Here is a 16,755-nt window from a genome sequence, read left to right as displayed (position 1 = left end):
GAGCATATTGAAAAGTGTAACAGCTTAAGAAAACTTTAAAAAAAACAGATTGGAGGATAGTTAATCATCAAATCCAATTCTTTTTAACATACTCCATAAGTTTTTCTTTTCCAATAATTTCTAAAAGTTCTTTGCGGTATTTTTTGGTTATTAGGGTGGTATTCCAGCCAATTAAATCTTCAATATTTTCTTTGATAGAATCATCATTAGCTCTGCTTAAATTACCTTTCCACGTATCTAAAGATTGAAGTAAACGAATGGCAACGTCCCTTTTACTATTTGCTATAGAACTTCCCTTTTTTAGTTTTGTAAAGTGAAGTCCGTAAAAGATATAGATATCTTGGTCTTTGGTATTCTTTGAATGAACCATTGATTTTTGCAAAGCCTCTAAAATTGTTTCATCAAAAAGGCTGCTATAAAATGACTCCGCAGATTTAAAAGCAACTGAATTATTTATATTCCATAATGTGCCGATGTAGACTCTTGCGCGTACGGTTATTAAGTGATTTTTGATATCAAAAGCTGACCAACAAGTATTATTAAAGATTAATGGCGAATGCCCAGCCGCTAGATGACTAAAGAGCCCTAAATGACTAAATGTATGACATGCAATTTCATGAGAGTTTTCAAGTGTTACTCTTTTTGAACTAATTTGATTTTTCTTAACTGGTACAGTATTAATCATCTTAGGAAAAATTGATGAGGCAAAATTTTGTTCCTTGAACTCTTTGGTTCTAAAAGAGAATCCATTTAATTTTTTGGGAAATATTTTTTTGGTTACTTTAATAAGAGGTTCTCCATTTTTGGCTTTCCTACCTGGTCCTGGCGAAAAACTCCATGTTATAAAATATTCAAATATGTGTTCCTTACCAAATTGATCTACATACCTTTCCTCTATTAACGACCCTTCTGATTGATTACCGTGACCGCAAAGATGCAAAATATTGAAAGGTAATTCCTTTACATAAAAATCTAAGTTATGTGAGGTAGCATTCTCTTTGATTAATTCATTTACTTCGTAATGATTTTCTCTAAGTTTATTAATTACAAAGTCTGTTTCTTCTATAGAAAAAAACCTTGGAGAGAATACAATCGCTGAGTCAATATTAAAATCATCTTGAAAACAAATATTGTTGAAAATGAAAAAATCTGGATTAAGTTTTAATCCTACATAAGTACTAGGTATTATATTTTCAATGATTAAAGAGTATGGTGCTCCAATAGTGAAAAATGTCACGAAATCGTGATTTAGAAAGTTAATATGATTTATTTTGCCATAAATAAGCGCTTTTAGTTCTTTTAAAGATTTTTCTTCTTTTCCATTTTTCACTTCTTCTCGCCATGGTTCAATTAACTCTAAAAACTTTTTTTCATGGAATTTAAAAGGCTCAATAATTTCAATATCTGCATTTATAGAAATAGCATAGTTTGTTGCAACAACTGTAGAAATTGAATTATCGTTTTCGGTCACAATCAATCCTCCTTTATTTCTTTTTTTTAACTCAATTACTTCGGCATTTTCATCGATTTTAATTGCTTTTCCTTGAGTAGAAGCCAGTTGTAGGCCCTCATATACTTGCCCCTCTTTACAGGGGATAGTTTCTTTAGCACTAATTGGTTGTATAAAGGTGCATATATCATCTAAAGTGGCAATTTCAATAACATTATAAGTTTCCGTAAAAGACAAGTATGTTTTTTGATTTTCACTTAGCCCAACTAAAATTAGATATTCACATCCTCCTATCCTTTTTAAGGTATTGCTCAAGTCAATATCTAATGTAGTAGCTCTAGACCTGGATATCTGATGTTCATCAGTAGTATTTAAACTTTTATAGTCTTTGGCATGTGTCACTTCAGAAAAGGAGAAGACTAAAGGGTACTCATCTTTAGAACTTATGTGGGATGAAACAATAGCTGTTAATATATTTTCTTCTCTGTTTGCTATACAAAAAAAAGTGGGGTTAAGTTTTGGAGGTTTTGACATGAGTAAAGTGGAGTTTGTAAGGATTCTTTTATCTAAGATAATAAACAAGTTTTATGCAAAGAGGAAATTACCTTTATACCCAGATGAAGCGGCGGCAAAATGGCCTAAGAGAATTTTGGCAAAACAATAGGGGAGAGGAGCGTTAAAAATTTTAGGGGGCTGGTAATAAGGTTTGTTGACCACCTTGATATTTCAAGGGGTACAAAGGAGTCTTAAAAGTTAGATTGCTTTCTAGAATATAGCGACTGAACCGTACATTGTTTCCAAAATTATCTACGTGACAAAAGAAATTAGCCAGTGGCTGATTGCTTTTGGTGGCGGGTTGAAGCGTTGGCATTTTTTTGTTTCGCCAGCGCTTCATCTCGCTCAAAGCATGCTTTGCCGTATCAAGAAAAAAAGATAAAACTAAACGGGTTACTGGTTATAATGTTAACAGTCTATTTGACATAATGTTATAAGTATCTAAAGAAAAGTTTCAATCAAGACGAGAGGTTAGCAAGGGCTAAGAATTTGCTCGCAGAGAAAATTTTAGCTGTTGCGGCAAGCTGACGAGAATGTCGTAGAAAAAAATCTTGCACACATTTCCTCAAATACGAGAATTTTAAAAAAATCTAAAAGGCTAGCTTTTAAATGGCGTTGGCAAGCGATGGCAAATTGTGTTTAAAATAAATTGCCTGAGCAATTTGATTTTAAAAAGCAATCGAGCGCTTGGTAGCGGCTATTTTACATAACGGCTAATTATAGGTACAGACGAAATGTTTCTTGTTTGGGTTTCTAAGAATTTGAAATTTTCTAAAAAGTTTTTTCTGTGTGAGAATATTGAAGCTGCGTGAATTAAAAAGGTTGATGACCCTGTTAGTAATTCGAATAAAAGCTACAAATGCGAGGGATATTTTACATAATAGAATTATAGCTTACAGCTAAGGTGTTGACGTACAAATACTTATATACCAAACTGTACTATAATTTATATTATGTAAAATAGAATATTTTAAAACCTACTTCCTATAACTCGGCTCTTCCACCAGTTCTGTTCTATAACCATTAAAAAATTAGTGTTTCCTTACTTGTTGACTTTAGTCTCGGTGAGTTCCTGAACTACACCATCATAGCGGATAGTACTGCGTTGTGTACTATTTAAACTCAGGTTTGCATTCCTACTTGGAAATACCGTTAAATGCACATCATAGACTTCCGTGTTTTGTTCCATTCGAAAATCTATCTTGTAAGTATGCTTTAGGCTATCGCGTACTATTTCATAGTCCTTTACTCTTCCGTTAAAGCTAATGTCCGTATTTGCGCCATAACCGCCAGATACGCGTCGTTCCCCAAAATATGGTAAATATGCGGAGATACTATCGCCCATAATCTTAATATAACTAGGGTTTCCCGTTAAATCTATACGGCCAGAATTACTCCCTGGCTGCAGCAATCCGGAGTTCGCCACACTCGTAAAAGCCTGTGTTTGCAATGGAAATGCCGCCGTAGCGTTAAATTCAAAACGTCCGTTTTCTACAAATCGTTTAAAAGCAGCTAATTCCTCGGGATTTACATTGGTTTTCTTCGTACTACTACATCCAAGTAATACGACCAAAACCACGATTAAAGCCCCTATTCTATTCATTACCAAATTATTATGCATTTTTAGCGCCCTTCGCCTACTTATCCGATTCGTCTTCAAATTTCGTTTCAGCCAATAAGGCCTTTTGTACCCGTTTAGAATTCAAATCACGATACAGTTCTTTGATGAGCCGTAATTTTCTCTTTTCAGAAATATCCATCGTATCTATCATCCTTCGTTTTTCCAAAATCGCATTTCTACGTTTTAGCTGCTCTGCCGCATAATCAGGTTCAAACTTTAACATTATTGGACCTTCATCCTCTTCAACTGCTCTTATGGTCTTTTTCTTAGTAATTGAAGTATCCTGTACTTTGGTCTGTGCAGTTAGCCCATGACTGGCCATACCGGCCATGCATAGGCATAAAAAAAATAATTTTTTCATAAGCTTTTAATAGTGTCTACTACCAAAATACCATAAAATAAATAAAGCTTGTATTTTTTTCCTAAATGCCACTCTTCATCTATAGTTAAGCACTTTTAATCGTTGGATTAAAATATTCAAATAGCCTGTCCGCTATCCCACTAACGGATGCGCGGCCAACATATAATTGCTTATCCCCTTCTCCAATTGTTTAACGGCCAACAACTGATCTTTAATTACCCCTAATTCTTTATTGAAACGCTCTTTCTCGTGTTCCAATTGGTGTAACAACGCTAAGTGTTCTGCTATTAGAGTTTCCATTTTAGACCTTAGGCTTTCCCTAGTTTCAAATAAGTTTGATGTTGTGGGTTCACATAGGTAGGAAGACATTTTCTCCTTACATTTCAGCAATTCACTATAACTACGTTGTATGCGAACCAAAGAGGAATTCACATCCCTCAAATCGTTCTTTAAGCGTTTTGTATCCATAGGTCGCGGTATTTGAAAGTTATAACTATAGCTTATACGTTATAAATTACGCATTTTTTCGATATGATTTTTAATGATAATTATCACATAATCAATCTTTAACTAAAATTTAGTGCTTTTAAGCAAAAATTAACCCGGTGGTAACATTGAAAAATATGTAGGAAATGTCTACCTTAATCCTAAACAAATTAACGTATGAATATCAATTTTGAATATGACGATGTAAAGGCCAGTAACAGGCTAGAAATTATGGCAGCCTCTAAACTAGAAAAGCTGTTGGATAAGTTTGACTTTATTGTTCGTGCCGATGTTTTCTTTAAAAAAGAGAATACTTCTTCCCCGGATACGGGTATGATCTGCAATATTCGTTTAAGTGCTCCGGGTCCGCGTCTATTTGCGGAAGCGAGTCATGCCAGTTTTGAAGCGTCTATTTCTGAATCTGTTAGTGATTTAGAAAGACAGTTGGAAAAGCGAAAGGCGAAGATGAAATCGCACTAAGCTATTTTTTAGGATTTTCGTCTATCTCGTCCTCGAATTTGGTTTCGGCAAGAATGGTTTTATGAATACGTTCCGAAAACGGACTACGCTTCAATTCTCGCATCAACCTCCGGCGTTTGCGGTCCGAGATATCCAAAGTATCCAATATTTTTTTCGTTTTACGCTGGGTAGCAATGCGTTTTTCCTTTAATGCAATACGTTCGTCCACGGGTTTCACATAATCCGGTTCAAACTTGTTCATTAAGGTGCGTTTCTGGACCTTAACTGGTGTTTTCTCTGTTGACTGTGCCGTAGCCATGAATATACCGCCTACGAACACAACTAGGCTTTTAGCCCAAAGGGTCGTTTTTTTCATTTTACATCTTATGTACTCGATTGAAAAGTAATCTATTTTGAAAACACCGACTATATTTGTAGACCTATCGGTTTCTATGTCGATAATGTAATACCGTTCGTCGGATGTTTAAAAACTTAGTATCAAATAGTTACACCATGAAAAAAATAATTTTCCTTTTTATAGCCTTTGCGCTGCAACACCAAGTAAACGGGCAACAAATAAACAATGCTAAAATCAGTTTTACATTTGTGGCAAAAGATGTTGATGGAACCTTAGAAGGCTTCAGCTCCGCTTCCAATATAGACTGGGATACTCCAGAGAACTCGGTTATTCAAGGTTCCGTACAGACAGAAACGATAAAGACCGGTAATTTTCTGCGTGATTGGTCCCTAAGGGGCAGTAAATACTTTGATGCGGACGAACATCCAAAGATTTCCTTTAAAAGTACCGAGGTAAAAAGACAGAACAATGCCCTCCTGGTTAATGGTAACCTAACTATAAAAGGAATTACAAAACCCATAAGCATACGTTTTACCAAAATTGGAACTACATTAAAGGGCACTACTACCCTATTTGCCTCGGATTTTGATATTACTATCCTTAAGAAAGGAAGAACGTCCAATAAAGTGCTCGTTCGGTTCGATTTGGAACTGGAATAAGTTGTGCAGCTTAACGTAGCGCTTCATTTTAACATTTTTTAGCTATAATTATAGCATTCTAAAAATGATGTTTAACTTCGCGCTTTCAATTCTCATTTTATGCTCGTTTGGACTATTTTTATTGCTTGTGTAGTGGTTTTCCTAGCCTTGGACCTCGGTGTTTTCCATAAGAACGACCATGTTATCAAATCTAAGGAAGCTGGTATATGGACCGCTATTTGGGTAAGCGTAGCCCTGGCTTTTAGTGGTGTTATCTACTGGTTATTTTCATCAGGATTAACAGAAAATCCTACGGGATTAACGCCAAACGATGCCGTTCTAAAATACATCACCGGGTATCTAATTGAACTGTCTTTAAGTATAGATAATGTTTTCGTAATCGCGGTTATTTTCTCCGCTTTCAAGATTCCGGCGCTATACCAACATCGCGTGCTGTTCTGGGGGATTTTAGGAGCCATTATTTTTAGGGCTTTAATGATTCTTTTCGGTGTGGCCTTGATTACCAAATTTGAATGGATCATATACGTTTTCGGTATATTTCTCCTGTACACGGCATTTAAAATGTTGAAAAGTGACGATACCGATTTCAATCCCAAGGATTCCTTTGTCTTCAAACAATTAAAAAAAATATACCCCATTACAAGCCAGATTAACGGTCATGATTTCTTTGTGAAAAAGATGGGTGTCCGTGCCGCCACTCCCCTATTTGTGGCGCTTATCGTTATTGAACTTACCGATATACTTTTTGCCTTGGATAGTATTCCGGCCATACTCGCTATTACGGCTGACCCTTTTATCGTTTTTAGTTCTAATATTCTGGCGATACTAGGTTTGCGGTCCATGTATTTTCTGATATCTCGCATGCTGGCAAAATTTCGCTTTATCAACTACAGTCTCGTAGTTATTTTAGCTTTCGTAGGACTAAAGATGTTATTCTCTCACTTTATCCACTTACCGGAATGGGTCTCGCTTACCGTTATATCCGTTTCATTGATTTCCGGCGTATTGGCATCCCTATTGATCCCAGAGAAAGAAAAGGAAGTATAATTGTTGGAAAGTTGGAGTATGTTTTTACCACCTTTTTGGGAGTAAATCCCGAAGTCTCGGGAGTATCGAGAAGCTTTATGTTCCCAAGGGCGATGGCCTGAGCGAAGCCGAGGGTTCTAAATTCAATTTGATTTTATAATGAAAGATTGAAAAAGCAAACACTCTAACTGCCACTATTTCAAGTATTGCAATTAATGCAAAGCGAATTATCTATCGTTAAAAATAGCCTTGTAAATTTTAGCAACGGCCCAATTACCGAAAGGAAAGTAAAGCCCGAAGAATAGTGCCATACCCAGTGCAAAGGTACGTTCGCCAAAAAATTGGTCCAACAGATTATTTGGATAAGCGTATGAAGTCTCTAGCGCATATCCCCCAAATTCCAACAAACACATGGCTATAAGACCGTAGGCATATTGTGCATGAAAAGGTTGCTTGCGCAAGAGTAGGGATATGGGCACCATATATAGAATGTAACAGGTAATAACTTGCCACCAAAAAGTAAATCTAGCGATTTCTACCTCCGTTCCAAACCAGTTCATCCCTAGTCCCCACATAAAATATACCGTACAGTATACAAGCAGTAATCTTTTGTCCACTTTAAGCTGCGCTTTCGCCCAATCAAGAAAATCCTTCATTACCGTTTATTTATCAGCCAGCTTCTTGTCGATAATTGCCAAGGCATCCTTTACCGTCTGCATTTGGTCCATATCTTCATTTTCTAACCGAATATCAAAAGCGTCTTCGACATCTAGTACAATGTCAACCAAATTGGCCGAATTGATATTGAGTTCTGAAATGAAATTGCTTTCCGGTTTAATAGCTTCAACACTAACGTCTTCAGGAAGGTATATTTTTACAATATTCTTTAAGGAAGTATACTTATCTTCTTCTTGCATAGGCTAATTCTAAGAGTAGTTCTTTTAGGGTTCGTCGTTAAAAGCCTTAAAAATAACACAAGCATTTACATCTCCAAAACCAAAACTGGCCTTGGCAATCATTTTAGGTGGATAGGGAATGGTTTTTTGAGGTATTTTATGTGCTGAAACAACCGAAGTGATCGCCGGGTTCAAATCTTCACAGTTGATATTTCCAAATACACAAGCTTCTTCAAACTGCAGCACTGCAGCAACACATTCAATACTCCCCGCAGCGGCTAAACAATGCCCTATCATTCCTTTAAAGGAGTTGATGTAGGGAAAATCAGCATCGCCACGGTCCAGAGCGGTGCTCCAATTGGTAACTTCTAAGGCATCTTTTGTAGTTGCGGTCAGGTGTCCATTGATAACATCGATAGCATCCGCAGTTATACCTGCATTGGCAACTGCATTTTCAATACAGCGCTGAACGGCCATACTGTTGGGTGCGGTCATGGAACCTTCTCCACGTTGTCCACCGCTATTTATCTCACCGCCTAAAACCTCTGCATAAATTTTAGCACCTCGTTTTTTTGCACTTTCTAGGGATTCCAACACCAAAGCTCCTGCCCCACTTCCCGGAACAAAGCCCTTGGCCGATGCGCTCATGGGTCTGCTGGCACTCGCAGGATTATCATTATAATTTCTGGGAAGTATGCGCATGGCGTCAAATCCGCCCCAAACGTAGGGTCCGCTATCACTGCAGCTGCCCGTAAGCATTACTTCCGCTTTTCCTTGGGAAATACGCTCGTAAGCCATTAAAACCCCTTCTGTTCCCGTTGTACAGGCCGAGGAATTGGTGGTCACTTGATTGCCGCATCCTAAAATCCCACCGAGATATGCGCTAATGCCGCTAGCCATGGTCTGTACCACCGTGGTACTTCCTACCCGCCTCACATTCTTATCGTCTACCCTATGAATGGATTCCCGTAATTTATCTACACCGAGAATTCCCGTACCGAACAGCACCCCATAATCCCAGTAGGGTTCGTCTGCCGTATTCTTTTCCAATCCCGCATCCTTCCAAGCGTCCGTACCCGCAATAACCCCAAAAACTAGACCTGAAGCGTTCAATCCTCGCAACTGTAAGGGTGTAAAGTATTGGTTTAAGAGATTATCTTTAATTAATGGTGCTCCAGCGATTTGACAGCTAAAGTTAAGTTCTTCTAACTTTGATTGATGACGGATGCCACTTTTGCCCACATGCAGAGCCTCCTTGAAGTTTTCAAGACCTACACCGTTGGGTGCACACACGCCTAATCCTGTTATAACGACGCGTCTACCCATCCGTATCGTTAGTTAACATACCGGCCAGAATTCCTTTGCATACCAAGTCTCCTTTGGTATCGTGCATTTTTACTTCGCACTTTAGTTTATGAAAACGGAAGTAGTTTTTTTTTGAAATGACGGTTACTTTTTCTCCCGGGAATACTGGCTTAAGAAACTCCATTTCTGAACTACTGAAGCCTATCCCTGCTCTATCCAATACCACGTTCTCCTTGCTCAATAGGTGTAATCCTAAACAGACGAGGCCAATTTGTGCGCAGCATTCCGTTAGAATAACCCCTGGAGTAACCGGGTCCCCCTTGAAGTGACCCTTATAAAAATCCATTTCCGGTTCAAATGTAAAATGCCCTTCAACACCATCATCATCCAAACGGTTTAGACCATTCACAAATAAAAATGGAGCTGCGTAGGGTAAACTATTTAGAATATGCTCAAAACTCATAATCATTAAACTAAGTTATCGTAAACTTTCTCCCCCGTCCACCTTAATTACAGTGCCGGTAATCCATTTGGCCTCATCCCTAGTCAACAAATAAGCTGCATTGGCTATATCTTCGGGCGTTGTCAGCCTGCCGTTTGGATTACGCTTTAAAGCGTGTTCTTTTATTTGGTCCTGACCGGGAATCATCTGAAAGGACTTGGTGAGGGTAACACCAGCCTGAATGCAATTTGCCTTTATACCCAAAGGAGCGAATTCTAAGGCCATATTACGTGTAAGGGCTTCTAAGGCTACTTTTGCTACAGAAACTGCCCCATAATTGGGTAAGGCCCTCGTGTTTCCTTCACTTGTGAACGAAATTATTCGAGAATCAGCAGCAAAAAGATTCTCGTCCACTAAAAGTCTTGTCCATTCATATAAACTTAGCGCCATGGCCTCAAAAGTGATTTTTATATCTTGATTGGACAATGGCGCTCCTTCCTTGGGATGCATGGGTTTTAAACTTCCTTTAGCAATACTATGAACCAAGACTTTTATGTGATGACCTTCCGGAAGCATCGTTTTGATTTCCTTTACGAGCTCCTTTTGCCTAATTGGACTTAAAGCATCGGCGTTAAAGGTTTTTACTTGTACACCCATGGTCCTCATTACCTCAAAATTAGCTTCAATGGTATCCATCTCCGAACGTCTATCCCGATGAACAATTACAATATGAAAGCCGTGTTTGGCCAATTTAGTCGCTGTTGCCAAACCCAAGCCATTACTACCTCCTAATACTAAAGCCCAATTCTTTTCCATTTCACTTATGATATTACCATTCCAATAATACGCGTTGTGCAGAAAAACCTGGTCCAAAACTCAAAATTAAACCCTGCTCGCCTTCTTTTATATCCTTTTCCATAAAACGTTCTAACACGTATAATACTGTAGCACTACTCATATTCCCGTATAATTGTAATACGGCCCTAGTATCGTTTATATTCTTACCTAACTTTCCAAAAAGTTCCTCAACGGTCTGCACTATTTTCTTTCCTCCGGGATGAAAAATTAAATGCTCCACGTTTTCAATGGCGCTCCCATACTTTTCTAAAAAAGGATGCACAATAGCCGGAAAATGATTTGCAATCGTTTCTGGAACTTTAGGGTCTAGAATCATTTTTAACCCGTGGTTCGTAAGGTCAAAACCCATCAGTTCCGTTGCATCCCTAAAGTGGTACATGTCCTCGCCCATAATTCTCGGACCTTTTGCCTGCGTTTCCGAAGATAATAATACACAGGCGGCCCCATCACCAAAGATAGCGGCACTCACCATGTTGGCCATAGAATAATCGGTAAGTTGAAAAGTCGCTGTTGGACTTTCAACAGAGACCACCGCTATGCGCTTGTCCGGATTCGCCTTAAGAAAATTGTTTGCATAGATAATACCGGATACTCCTGCAGCACAGCCCATTTCGGTTACTGGCAGCCGTACAATATCCTGCCTTAGATTAAGCTCGTTTATAAGATAAGCATCCAAGGAGGGAATCATGATACCGGTACAACTTACGGTGATAATGTAGTCTAAGGAGCCTGGCGCCCAATCTGCCTTTTTTAGGGCCTTTTCTAGTACTTTTCTACCCAGTTTCTTAGATTCCCTTGCATAAATCGCATTTTTCTCCTCAAAAGAAGAGGCCAAGAACACTTCTTCAATGGGCATAATACCATAACGCTTGTCCACCGCAGCACCCTCGAAAATCTTAACCACTTTACGCCTAAAGCGTTCCTCTTGGCCCTGCAACCAAAAATCCACGTAAGGAATAATATCTTTTGTCTCGCGGCAATGTTCTGGCAGTTCTTTTGCTACCGCGACTATTCTTGTATCGTTCATAGGCATTTATAGTCGCTTTTTACGCAGTACCCATACATATCTAAAGGCCCATTTCCATTTTATGGCGTGTGACACTCCTTTCAAGGTATTTGCAAACGCTTCTAGGTCCTGTTTTCTAAAACCTTTACTTATAGAAATAAGACCATCTATCTTAGCAACTTTTGTTTTAATAAAAATAAGGCTAAATATTTGGAACAAATAATACGCAAGTCTGCTTCTCTGTAAATCGTTTATCACAATCCCTATGGAAGACAATTTTATAAATTGACGCATAAATGTTAGAATGTCCGCATCTTTGAAATGATGCATGGTCAACGTCGTAATTATAATATCTACCTCAAGGTTGGAGAAATCATCACTTAGAATATTCTTTTCGTAATAGGTTATCTCTGGATAATCCTTAGATGCTTCCCGAGCGATATCCAAGGCATCCCCATTAAGGTCTACTCCTATCAAACGAAACTTTCTATTTTGCTTTTTGGCACTATCCGCAAGTAGTCGAAGCATGTTTCCGTCCGCACACCCCATATCTAAAATCGTATACGATTCTTTAGGATTCTCTTCTATTAGCCTAAATACGGCATCTACCGTAATTGTATTACCCCCAAGAATTTTATTCACTCGCGTAATATCGTCTAGGACTATTTTTAGTGTTTCTTTGCTCCCATCATAGTTATCCATGATTTCTTCTTGCTCACTTCTATGCTTAAAATTCACCATTATACGATTGGTTTACCATGTGTTTTGCGAATTATGTAACGAAGGATTTTTCCAGAGGAAGCTGCTAATCCTACACCGCTATTGACCCACTTTTTATGTAATAATACCTGTTGTAATTTACGTCCGTACCAGAGTCTTTTGCTAAAAGTTGTATGCCAGCGTTTTTGATAATCCTTTTCCAATTTGCTTCGGTCTTTACTTTTACTTTCCAAATAAGTAACGATACAGTCCGATGCCAGCTTGGCACTGTGAATGGCCATGGCCATTCCATTTCCGCACAAGGGGTGTATAAGACCTGCCGTATCCCCACACATTAAAATATGGTTCACTACCGGTTCTTTCCTTTCAAAGGCGATTTGTGCTATGGTCAAAGGCTTTTCGAACAAGGGTTCCGATACCTTGAAAAAGCTATCTAAATTTTTGTTCTGCGCAACAATCTTTTGATTAAAATCGTCAATGTTCGGATACTTCTTAAAGGAATCGTAGTGTGCCAAATAACAGAAATTCACAGCACCGCTCTCGGTTTTGGAGAGTCCGCCATAACCGCCAGGGAAGTTATGTAAGGCAACTAAGTTATCCGAGAAATCAGGAGACTTATAATGGGCCTTTACCGCTAACCAAGCGTGTTTTTGAAAACTAAAGTTCCTATTTAAGGTTTTATCCAATGCATCCCGTTTGCCATAGGCACCAATTACGATGAAGGCCTTATAAACCTCCGATGCCGTGTTTACTTGGAATGCATCATTCTGGAAATTAATACTGGAAACCTTAGAAAAAATGAAGTTCACCCCTACTTCTAGCGCTCTTTTGTAGAGCGTATGGTCTAGCGCATACCTGCTGATCCCAATGCCTCCCAAAGGAAGTTTCGCCTCTGCAAAACGACCATCAACCGCGCTTATTTGAAAATCGGTAATGGGCACGGCACCCGCCTTGTCCAATGCCACTCCGAGCGATTCTAAATAGGGCACCACTTCATTCGAAACATATTCTCCACATACTTTGTGATGGGGGTACTTATTCGGCTCAAAGACCAATACATCAAAGCCTTCTTTGGATAGGGCAATAGCGGAAGTAAGCCCAGCTAATCCACCACCCACGATAACAACATCATATTCCTTCACTACGTGAAAATAACATCTTTCCAAAAAAAATCCCCGCTACTGCGAGGATTTAATTAACGGTATGTGTAAAAATTATTGTTTTGTCTGTTCAACCGCCTCTTCCTTTAGTTCTTCACTAGCGACAATTGCTAGCTCCACTCGCCTATTTTTGGCTTTACCATCGTTTGTGGTATTATCACCAACAGGTTGTAATTCTCCATACCATTTGGTAGAAAACCTATTAGCAGCAATTCCTTTTTCGACCAAATAAGTGGTAACCGATTCCGCGCGTTGTTTAGAAAGGTTCATGTTATAGTCTTCCGGTCCTGCACTATCGGTATGGCCTTCTACCAAAACATTTGAATTTGGATACTCCTTAAAAATTCCTGCTAATTTATCCAATGTTGTTGCGGAAGTACCTTTAACATTAGACTTATTCGTATCAAAATAAACACCGGCATCTTCATTGAAAGTAACATTAATACCTTCTCCAACACGCTTTACCTCCGCTCCTGGTATCTCCTCTTCTATACGTTCCGCTTGTCTGTCCATTCGGTTACCGATATAACCACCAGCGGCACCACCTATTGCAGCACCTAAAATGGCTCCCAGGGCGGTGTTATTTCCGTTACCGATATTATTTCCTAGAACACCACCTATGACCGCACCTCCTGCAGCTCCTATAGCCGCACCTTTTTGTGTTTTATTTGCGTTTTTAACGGTACTACAACTTAGCACTAAAGCTAAGGTGATGACCATACTGGCACTTCTTTTTAAAATACTTCTTCTCATTATTTCTAGTTTAAAGTAGGTTTATATTATTTTCTTGTAAAATCGTACACCACGGTGACTGTTTCACCATCTACCATTACGTTGGACTTGAGCTGCATGGCCTGTTCGGTCAGATTTTCAATATTTAAACGATATCCGAGTCCGCCGGAAATATCCTTACGTTTCTCATCTATAAATTTAAATTGTAATTGACTTGAATAGTTTTCTTCACGCTCCACTACGGACCATCTGATAAAACGGTCTCCGCCATTACATAGCGTGGATGGGGTTATCGTATAACGCCCAGTACTATTATTATCGCGGAAGAACCAATCGCTACCTTCTAAACAGATGTCTTCTACATCATTGAACAAGGTGGCTTTGAAGTTACCGGTATTGTTCGCGAAAGAGACATTATCCAATGTCCATGAACCACTTAAAAGATTTCTTTTCCCTCTTGCATCTTTAGAAACGGAGCAAGAAGCCAACATGAATACACTTACTCCTAAAAGCAATAGTATTTTTCTCATAACTTATTTAGATTTACGGTTAGCTTTATATACGTTTATATTCCCTAGTCGGATGTATCCAAAGGCTAATCTATTATTAATGTGCACAAAGATTCCGAAAATCTGGATGTACTATTGACTTTAATCGTAAGGATGTTAACGGATTCGCTAGTAAGCTAGTAAGGTCAACAAAGCCTCCTCAAATTTTGATTTGGCCAGATAATTACGTTCAAGCTCTGCATTAAAAGGAATAGGTGTTTCCATACTGGCGACTCTCTTTATGGGTCCGTCCAAGTATTCAAAACAAGTTTCCATCACCAAACTGGAGATATCGCTGGCAATTCCTCCAAAGCCACTATCTTCTTGTAGTATGATTAATTTTCCCGTCTTTCTAACCGATTTGTAGATACTTTCCATATCCAAGGGCGCTAAAGTCCTTAAATCTAGAAGGTCGGCTTTGACCTGCTTATGAATATCCAAAGTCTCTAAAGCCCAGTGTACTCCGGCACCATAACTAACTATAGTAATAGCATCTCCCTCGCGTAGCAAACAGGCTTCCCCGAACGGAATTGTATAATAATTGGTGGGTACATCTTGATATACACTTCTGTATAGCCCCTTATGTTCAAAGAACAGTACGGGATTGGGGTCTTCAATAGCAGTAGCCAGTAATCCTTTAGCATCCGAAGGAAATGCAGGATAGACTACTTTTAACCCTGGGGTTTTGGTAAACCACGCCTCATTGGTCTGTGAATGAAAAGGACCCGCCGCAACGCCACCACCACAGGGCATTCTAATCACAACATCGGCCTTCTCGCCCCATCTGTAATGTGTTTTTGCCAAGTAATTTACGATAGGATTAAAGCCGCTACTGGCAAAATCAGCAAATTGCATTTCCATCACAGCCTTCATTCCGTTTATCGAAAGACCCATGGCAGCGGAAACAATTGCCGATTCACAAATGGGTGTATTCCGAACTCGTTCCTTACCGAAAGCGTCCACAAAACCATCCGTAATTTTAAAGACACCTCCGTACTCCGCAACATCTTGCCCCATAATAACCAAGTTCTCATGTTTTTCCATTGCGCCACGAAGACCATCGGAGATGGCATCTACCAGACGTATATTCTTTGTGTGAATAGTTGGTTCAATTATCTTAAAATCATTATTTAAATAGACATCATTTAATTCTTTACTTTCACTAAATACAATAGCTTCTTCATCATAAGCCCGTTGTAAATTAGTATCGATTTCCTTACTGATTTCCATTCTCAGCTCACTTTCCGAGACATCGTCCAAGACCTTATTGTCTTTTAGATAATCGGCAAAATTAGCTATGGGGTCCCTTTTGGCCCAAGCCTCCATAAGTTCTGTTGGTACGTATTTGGTGCCGCTTGCCTCTTCATGACCTCGCATTCTAAAAGTTTTAAACTCTAGTAGTACGGGTCGTGGATTTGCACGAATAGCTTCGCTAAGGGCATTTACTTTAGTATAAACCTCTAGGATATTATTGCCATCGATGATATGTGATTCCATGCCATAACCTGCTCCTTTATCGGCTAGATGTTCGCATCTGAATTGCTCGTCTGTTGGAGTGGAAAGTCCATAACCATTATTTTCAATACAGAATAATACCGGTAAACCCCAGACCGCTGCAACATTAAGGGCCTCGTGAAAATCTCCTTCACTCGTAGCCCCTTCTCCCGTAAAAACTGCTGTTACCTTGTTTTCCTTCCGGAGCTTGTGAGCTAGTGCAATACCATCGGCCACTCCTAGTTGTGGACCCAAATGAGATATCATCCCAACTATCCTATATTCCTGCGTACCAAAATGAAAACTTCTGTCCCTGCCATTGGTAAACCCGCTTGCCTTACCTTGCCATTGCGCAAAAAGTCGGTAAAGTGGAATTTTCCGTGTGGTAAAGACACCTAAATTACGATGCATCGGTAAAATATATTCCGAATCATGTAAAGCACTGGAAACGCCAACGGATATAGCCTCTTGACCAACACCACTGAACCATTTAGAGATTTTACCCTGCCGAAGTAGTATCAGCATCTTTTCTTCTATCAACCTAGGTTTTAGCATTGCCTTATAAAGCTGTAGCTTTATTTCGTCCGTTACCTGAAATTTATCGTAATCCATCGAATTA

At 39.0% G+C, this 16,755-nt stretch carries 20 protein-coding genes; 4 read left to right on the top strand and 16 right to left on the bottom strand.

The annotated features are described in order from the left end of the window. Positions 1-67: 67 nt before the first annotated feature. A complete protein-coding gene (locus SJY09_RS04475) occupies positions 68-1,984 on the bottom strand; it encodes a hypothetical protein (RefSeq protein WP_396637763.1) in 1,917 nt (638 codons plus the stop codon). A 277-nt stretch (positions 1,985-2,261) separates the two neighbouring features. On the opposite strand from SJY09_RS04475, the gene SJY09_RS04470 reads away from it, so the two are divergent. Beyond that, positions 2,262-2,387, top strand: coding sequence for a hypothetical protein (locus SJY09_RS04470; RefSeq protein WP_396637762.1), 126 nt, complete (start codon positions 2,262-2,264; stop codon positions 2,385-2,387). Between the two features lie 660 nt (positions 2,388-3,047). Here the strand turns inward: SJY09_RS04470 and SJY09_RS04465 are convergent. The 3 genes from SJY09_RS04465 to SJY09_RS04455 all read right to left on the bottom strand — a co-directional run bounded on the left by SJY09_RS04465 (position 3,048) and on the right by SJY09_RS04455 (position 4,455). Continuing rightward, entirely contained in the window at positions 3,048-3,608 is a 561-nt protein-coding gene (locus SJY09_RS04465; RefSeq protein WP_396637761.1) for a DUF4251 domain-containing protein, read from the bottom strand. Between the two features lie 34 nt (positions 3,609-3,642). Further along, complete coding sequence (locus SJY09_RS04460; RefSeq protein ID WP_396637760.1) at positions 3,643-3,987, bottom strand: hypothetical protein; 345 nt, start codon at positions 3,985-3,987, stop codon at positions 3,643-3,645. 132 nt (positions 3,988-4,119) lie between these two features. After that, complete coding sequence (locus SJY09_RS04455) at positions 4,120-4,455, bottom strand: hypothetical protein (RefSeq protein ID WP_396637759.1); 336 nt, start codon at positions 4,453-4,455, stop codon at positions 4,120-4,122. A 195-nt stretch (positions 4,456-4,650) separates the two neighbouring features. On the opposite strand from SJY09_RS04455, the gene hpf reads away from it, so the two are divergent. Further along, the gene (gene hpf / locus SJY09_RS04450; RefSeq protein WP_396637758.1) at positions 4,651-4,953 is read left to right on the top strand and encodes a ribosome hibernation-promoting factor, HPF/YfiA family; all 303 of its coding nucleotides are present in this window, start codon (positions 4,651-4,653) and stop codon (positions 4,951-4,953) included. Between the two features lies 1 nt (position 4,954). On the opposite strand, the gene SJY09_RS04445 is transcribed toward hpf, so the two are convergent. After that, positions 4,955-5,308 (bottom strand): hypothetical protein, encoded by a 354-nt coding sequence (locus tag SJY09_RS04445; protein ID WP_396637757.1) that lies wholly within the window; start codon positions 5,306-5,308, stop codon positions 4,955-4,957. A gap of 137 nt (positions 5,309-5,445) precedes the next feature. Between SJY09_RS04445 and SJY09_RS04440 the strand changes: the two genes are divergently transcribed. Further along, positions 5,446-5,949 carry a YceI family protein gene (locus SJY09_RS04440; RefSeq protein ID WP_396637756.1) on the top strand — a complete coding sequence of 168 codons (504 nt, stop codon included), beginning with the start codon at positions 5,446-5,448 and terminating at the stop codon, positions 5,947-5,949. Between the two features lie 99 nt (positions 5,950-6,048). Continuing rightward, positions 6,049-6,996 (top strand): TerC family protein, encoded by a 948-nt coding sequence (locus tag SJY09_RS04435; protein WP_396637755.1) that lies wholly within the window; start codon positions 6,049-6,051, stop codon positions 6,994-6,996. A 206-nt stretch (positions 6,997-7,202) separates the two neighbouring features. Here SJY09_RS04435 and SJY09_RS04430 read toward each other — a convergent pair whose 3' ends face one another. The 11 genes from SJY09_RS04430 to SJY09_RS04380 all read right to left on the bottom strand — a co-directional run bounded on the left by SJY09_RS04430 (position 7,203) and on the right by SJY09_RS04380 (position 16,748). Next, complete coding sequence (locus tag SJY09_RS04430; protein ID WP_396637754.1) at positions 7,203-7,631, bottom strand: hypothetical protein; 429 nt, start codon at positions 7,629-7,631, stop codon at positions 7,203-7,205. 6 nt (positions 7,632-7,637) lie between these two features. Beyond that, complete coding sequence (locus SJY09_RS04425; RefSeq protein ID WP_396637753.1) at positions 7,638-7,892, bottom strand: acyl carrier protein; 255 nt, start codon at positions 7,890-7,892, stop codon at positions 7,638-7,640. Between the two features lie 24 nt (positions 7,893-7,916). Further along, positions 7,917-9,197, bottom strand: coding sequence for a beta-ketoacyl-[acyl-carrier-protein] synthase family protein (locus SJY09_RS04420; protein WP_396637752.1), 1,281 nt, complete (start codon positions 9,195-9,197; stop codon positions 7,917-7,919). Continuing rightward, complete coding sequence (locus SJY09_RS04415; RefSeq protein ID WP_396637751.1) at positions 9,190-9,639, bottom strand: 3-hydroxyacyl-ACP dehydratase FabZ family protein; 450 nt, start codon at positions 9,637-9,639, stop codon at positions 9,190-9,192. Before SJY09_RS04415 ends, SJY09_RS04420 begins: the two co-directional genes overlap by 8 nt. Positions 9,640-9,654: 15 nt before the next feature. Further along, positions 9,655-10,434: an SDR family oxidoreductase gene (locus SJY09_RS04410; protein WP_396637750.1), complete on the bottom strand. Its 780-nt coding sequence runs from the start codon at positions 10,432-10,434 to the stop codon at positions 9,655-9,657. A gap of 13 nt (positions 10,435-10,447) precedes the next feature. Next, a complete protein-coding gene (locus SJY09_RS04405) occupies positions 10,448-11,503 on the bottom strand; it encodes a type III polyketide synthase (RefSeq protein WP_396637749.1) in 1,056 nt (351 codons plus the stop codon). A gap of 6 nt (positions 11,504-11,509) precedes the next feature. Beyond that, positions 11,510-12,223: a methyltransferase domain-containing protein gene (locus tag SJY09_RS04400; RefSeq protein ID WP_396637748.1), complete on the bottom strand. Its 714-nt coding sequence runs from the start codon at positions 12,221-12,223 to the stop codon at positions 11,510-11,512. After that, positions 12,223-13,344: an NAD(P)/FAD-dependent oxidoreductase gene (locus tag SJY09_RS04395; RefSeq protein WP_396637747.1), complete on the bottom strand. Its 1,122-nt coding sequence runs from the start codon at positions 13,342-13,344 to the stop codon at positions 12,223-12,225. The genes SJY09_RS04400 and SJY09_RS04395 overlap by 1 nt, the downstream gene beginning before the upstream one ends. 72 nt (positions 13,345-13,416) lie before the next feature. Further along, positions 13,417-14,115, bottom strand: a complete 699-nt coding sequence (locus SJY09_RS04390; RefSeq protein ID WP_396637746.1) for an OmpA family protein — start codon at positions 14,113-14,115, stop codon at positions 13,417-13,419. A gap of 26 nt (positions 14,116-14,141) precedes the next feature. Further along, a complete protein-coding gene (locus SJY09_RS04385; protein ID WP_396637745.1) occupies positions 14,142-14,624 on the bottom strand; it encodes a hypothetical protein in 483 nt (160 codons plus the stop codon). A 147-nt stretch (positions 14,625-14,771) separates the two neighbouring features. Continuing rightward, the gene (locus SJY09_RS04380) at positions 14,772-16,748 is read right to left on the bottom strand and encodes a thiamine pyrophosphate-dependent enzyme (RefSeq protein ID WP_396637744.1); all 1,977 of its coding nucleotides are present in this window, start codon (positions 16,746-16,748) and stop codon (positions 14,772-14,774) included. Between the last annotated feature and the right edge of the window lie 7 nt (positions 16,749-16,755).

It is taken from the genome of Maribacter sp. R77961 (assembly GCF_044594925.1).
GTDB lineage: Bacteria > Bacteroidota > Bacteroidia > Flavobacteriales > Flavobacteriaceae > Maribacter.
The sequence above is the reverse complement of the archived record's forward strand: the minus strand, read 5'-3'. Positions and strand labels throughout refer to the sequence as shown.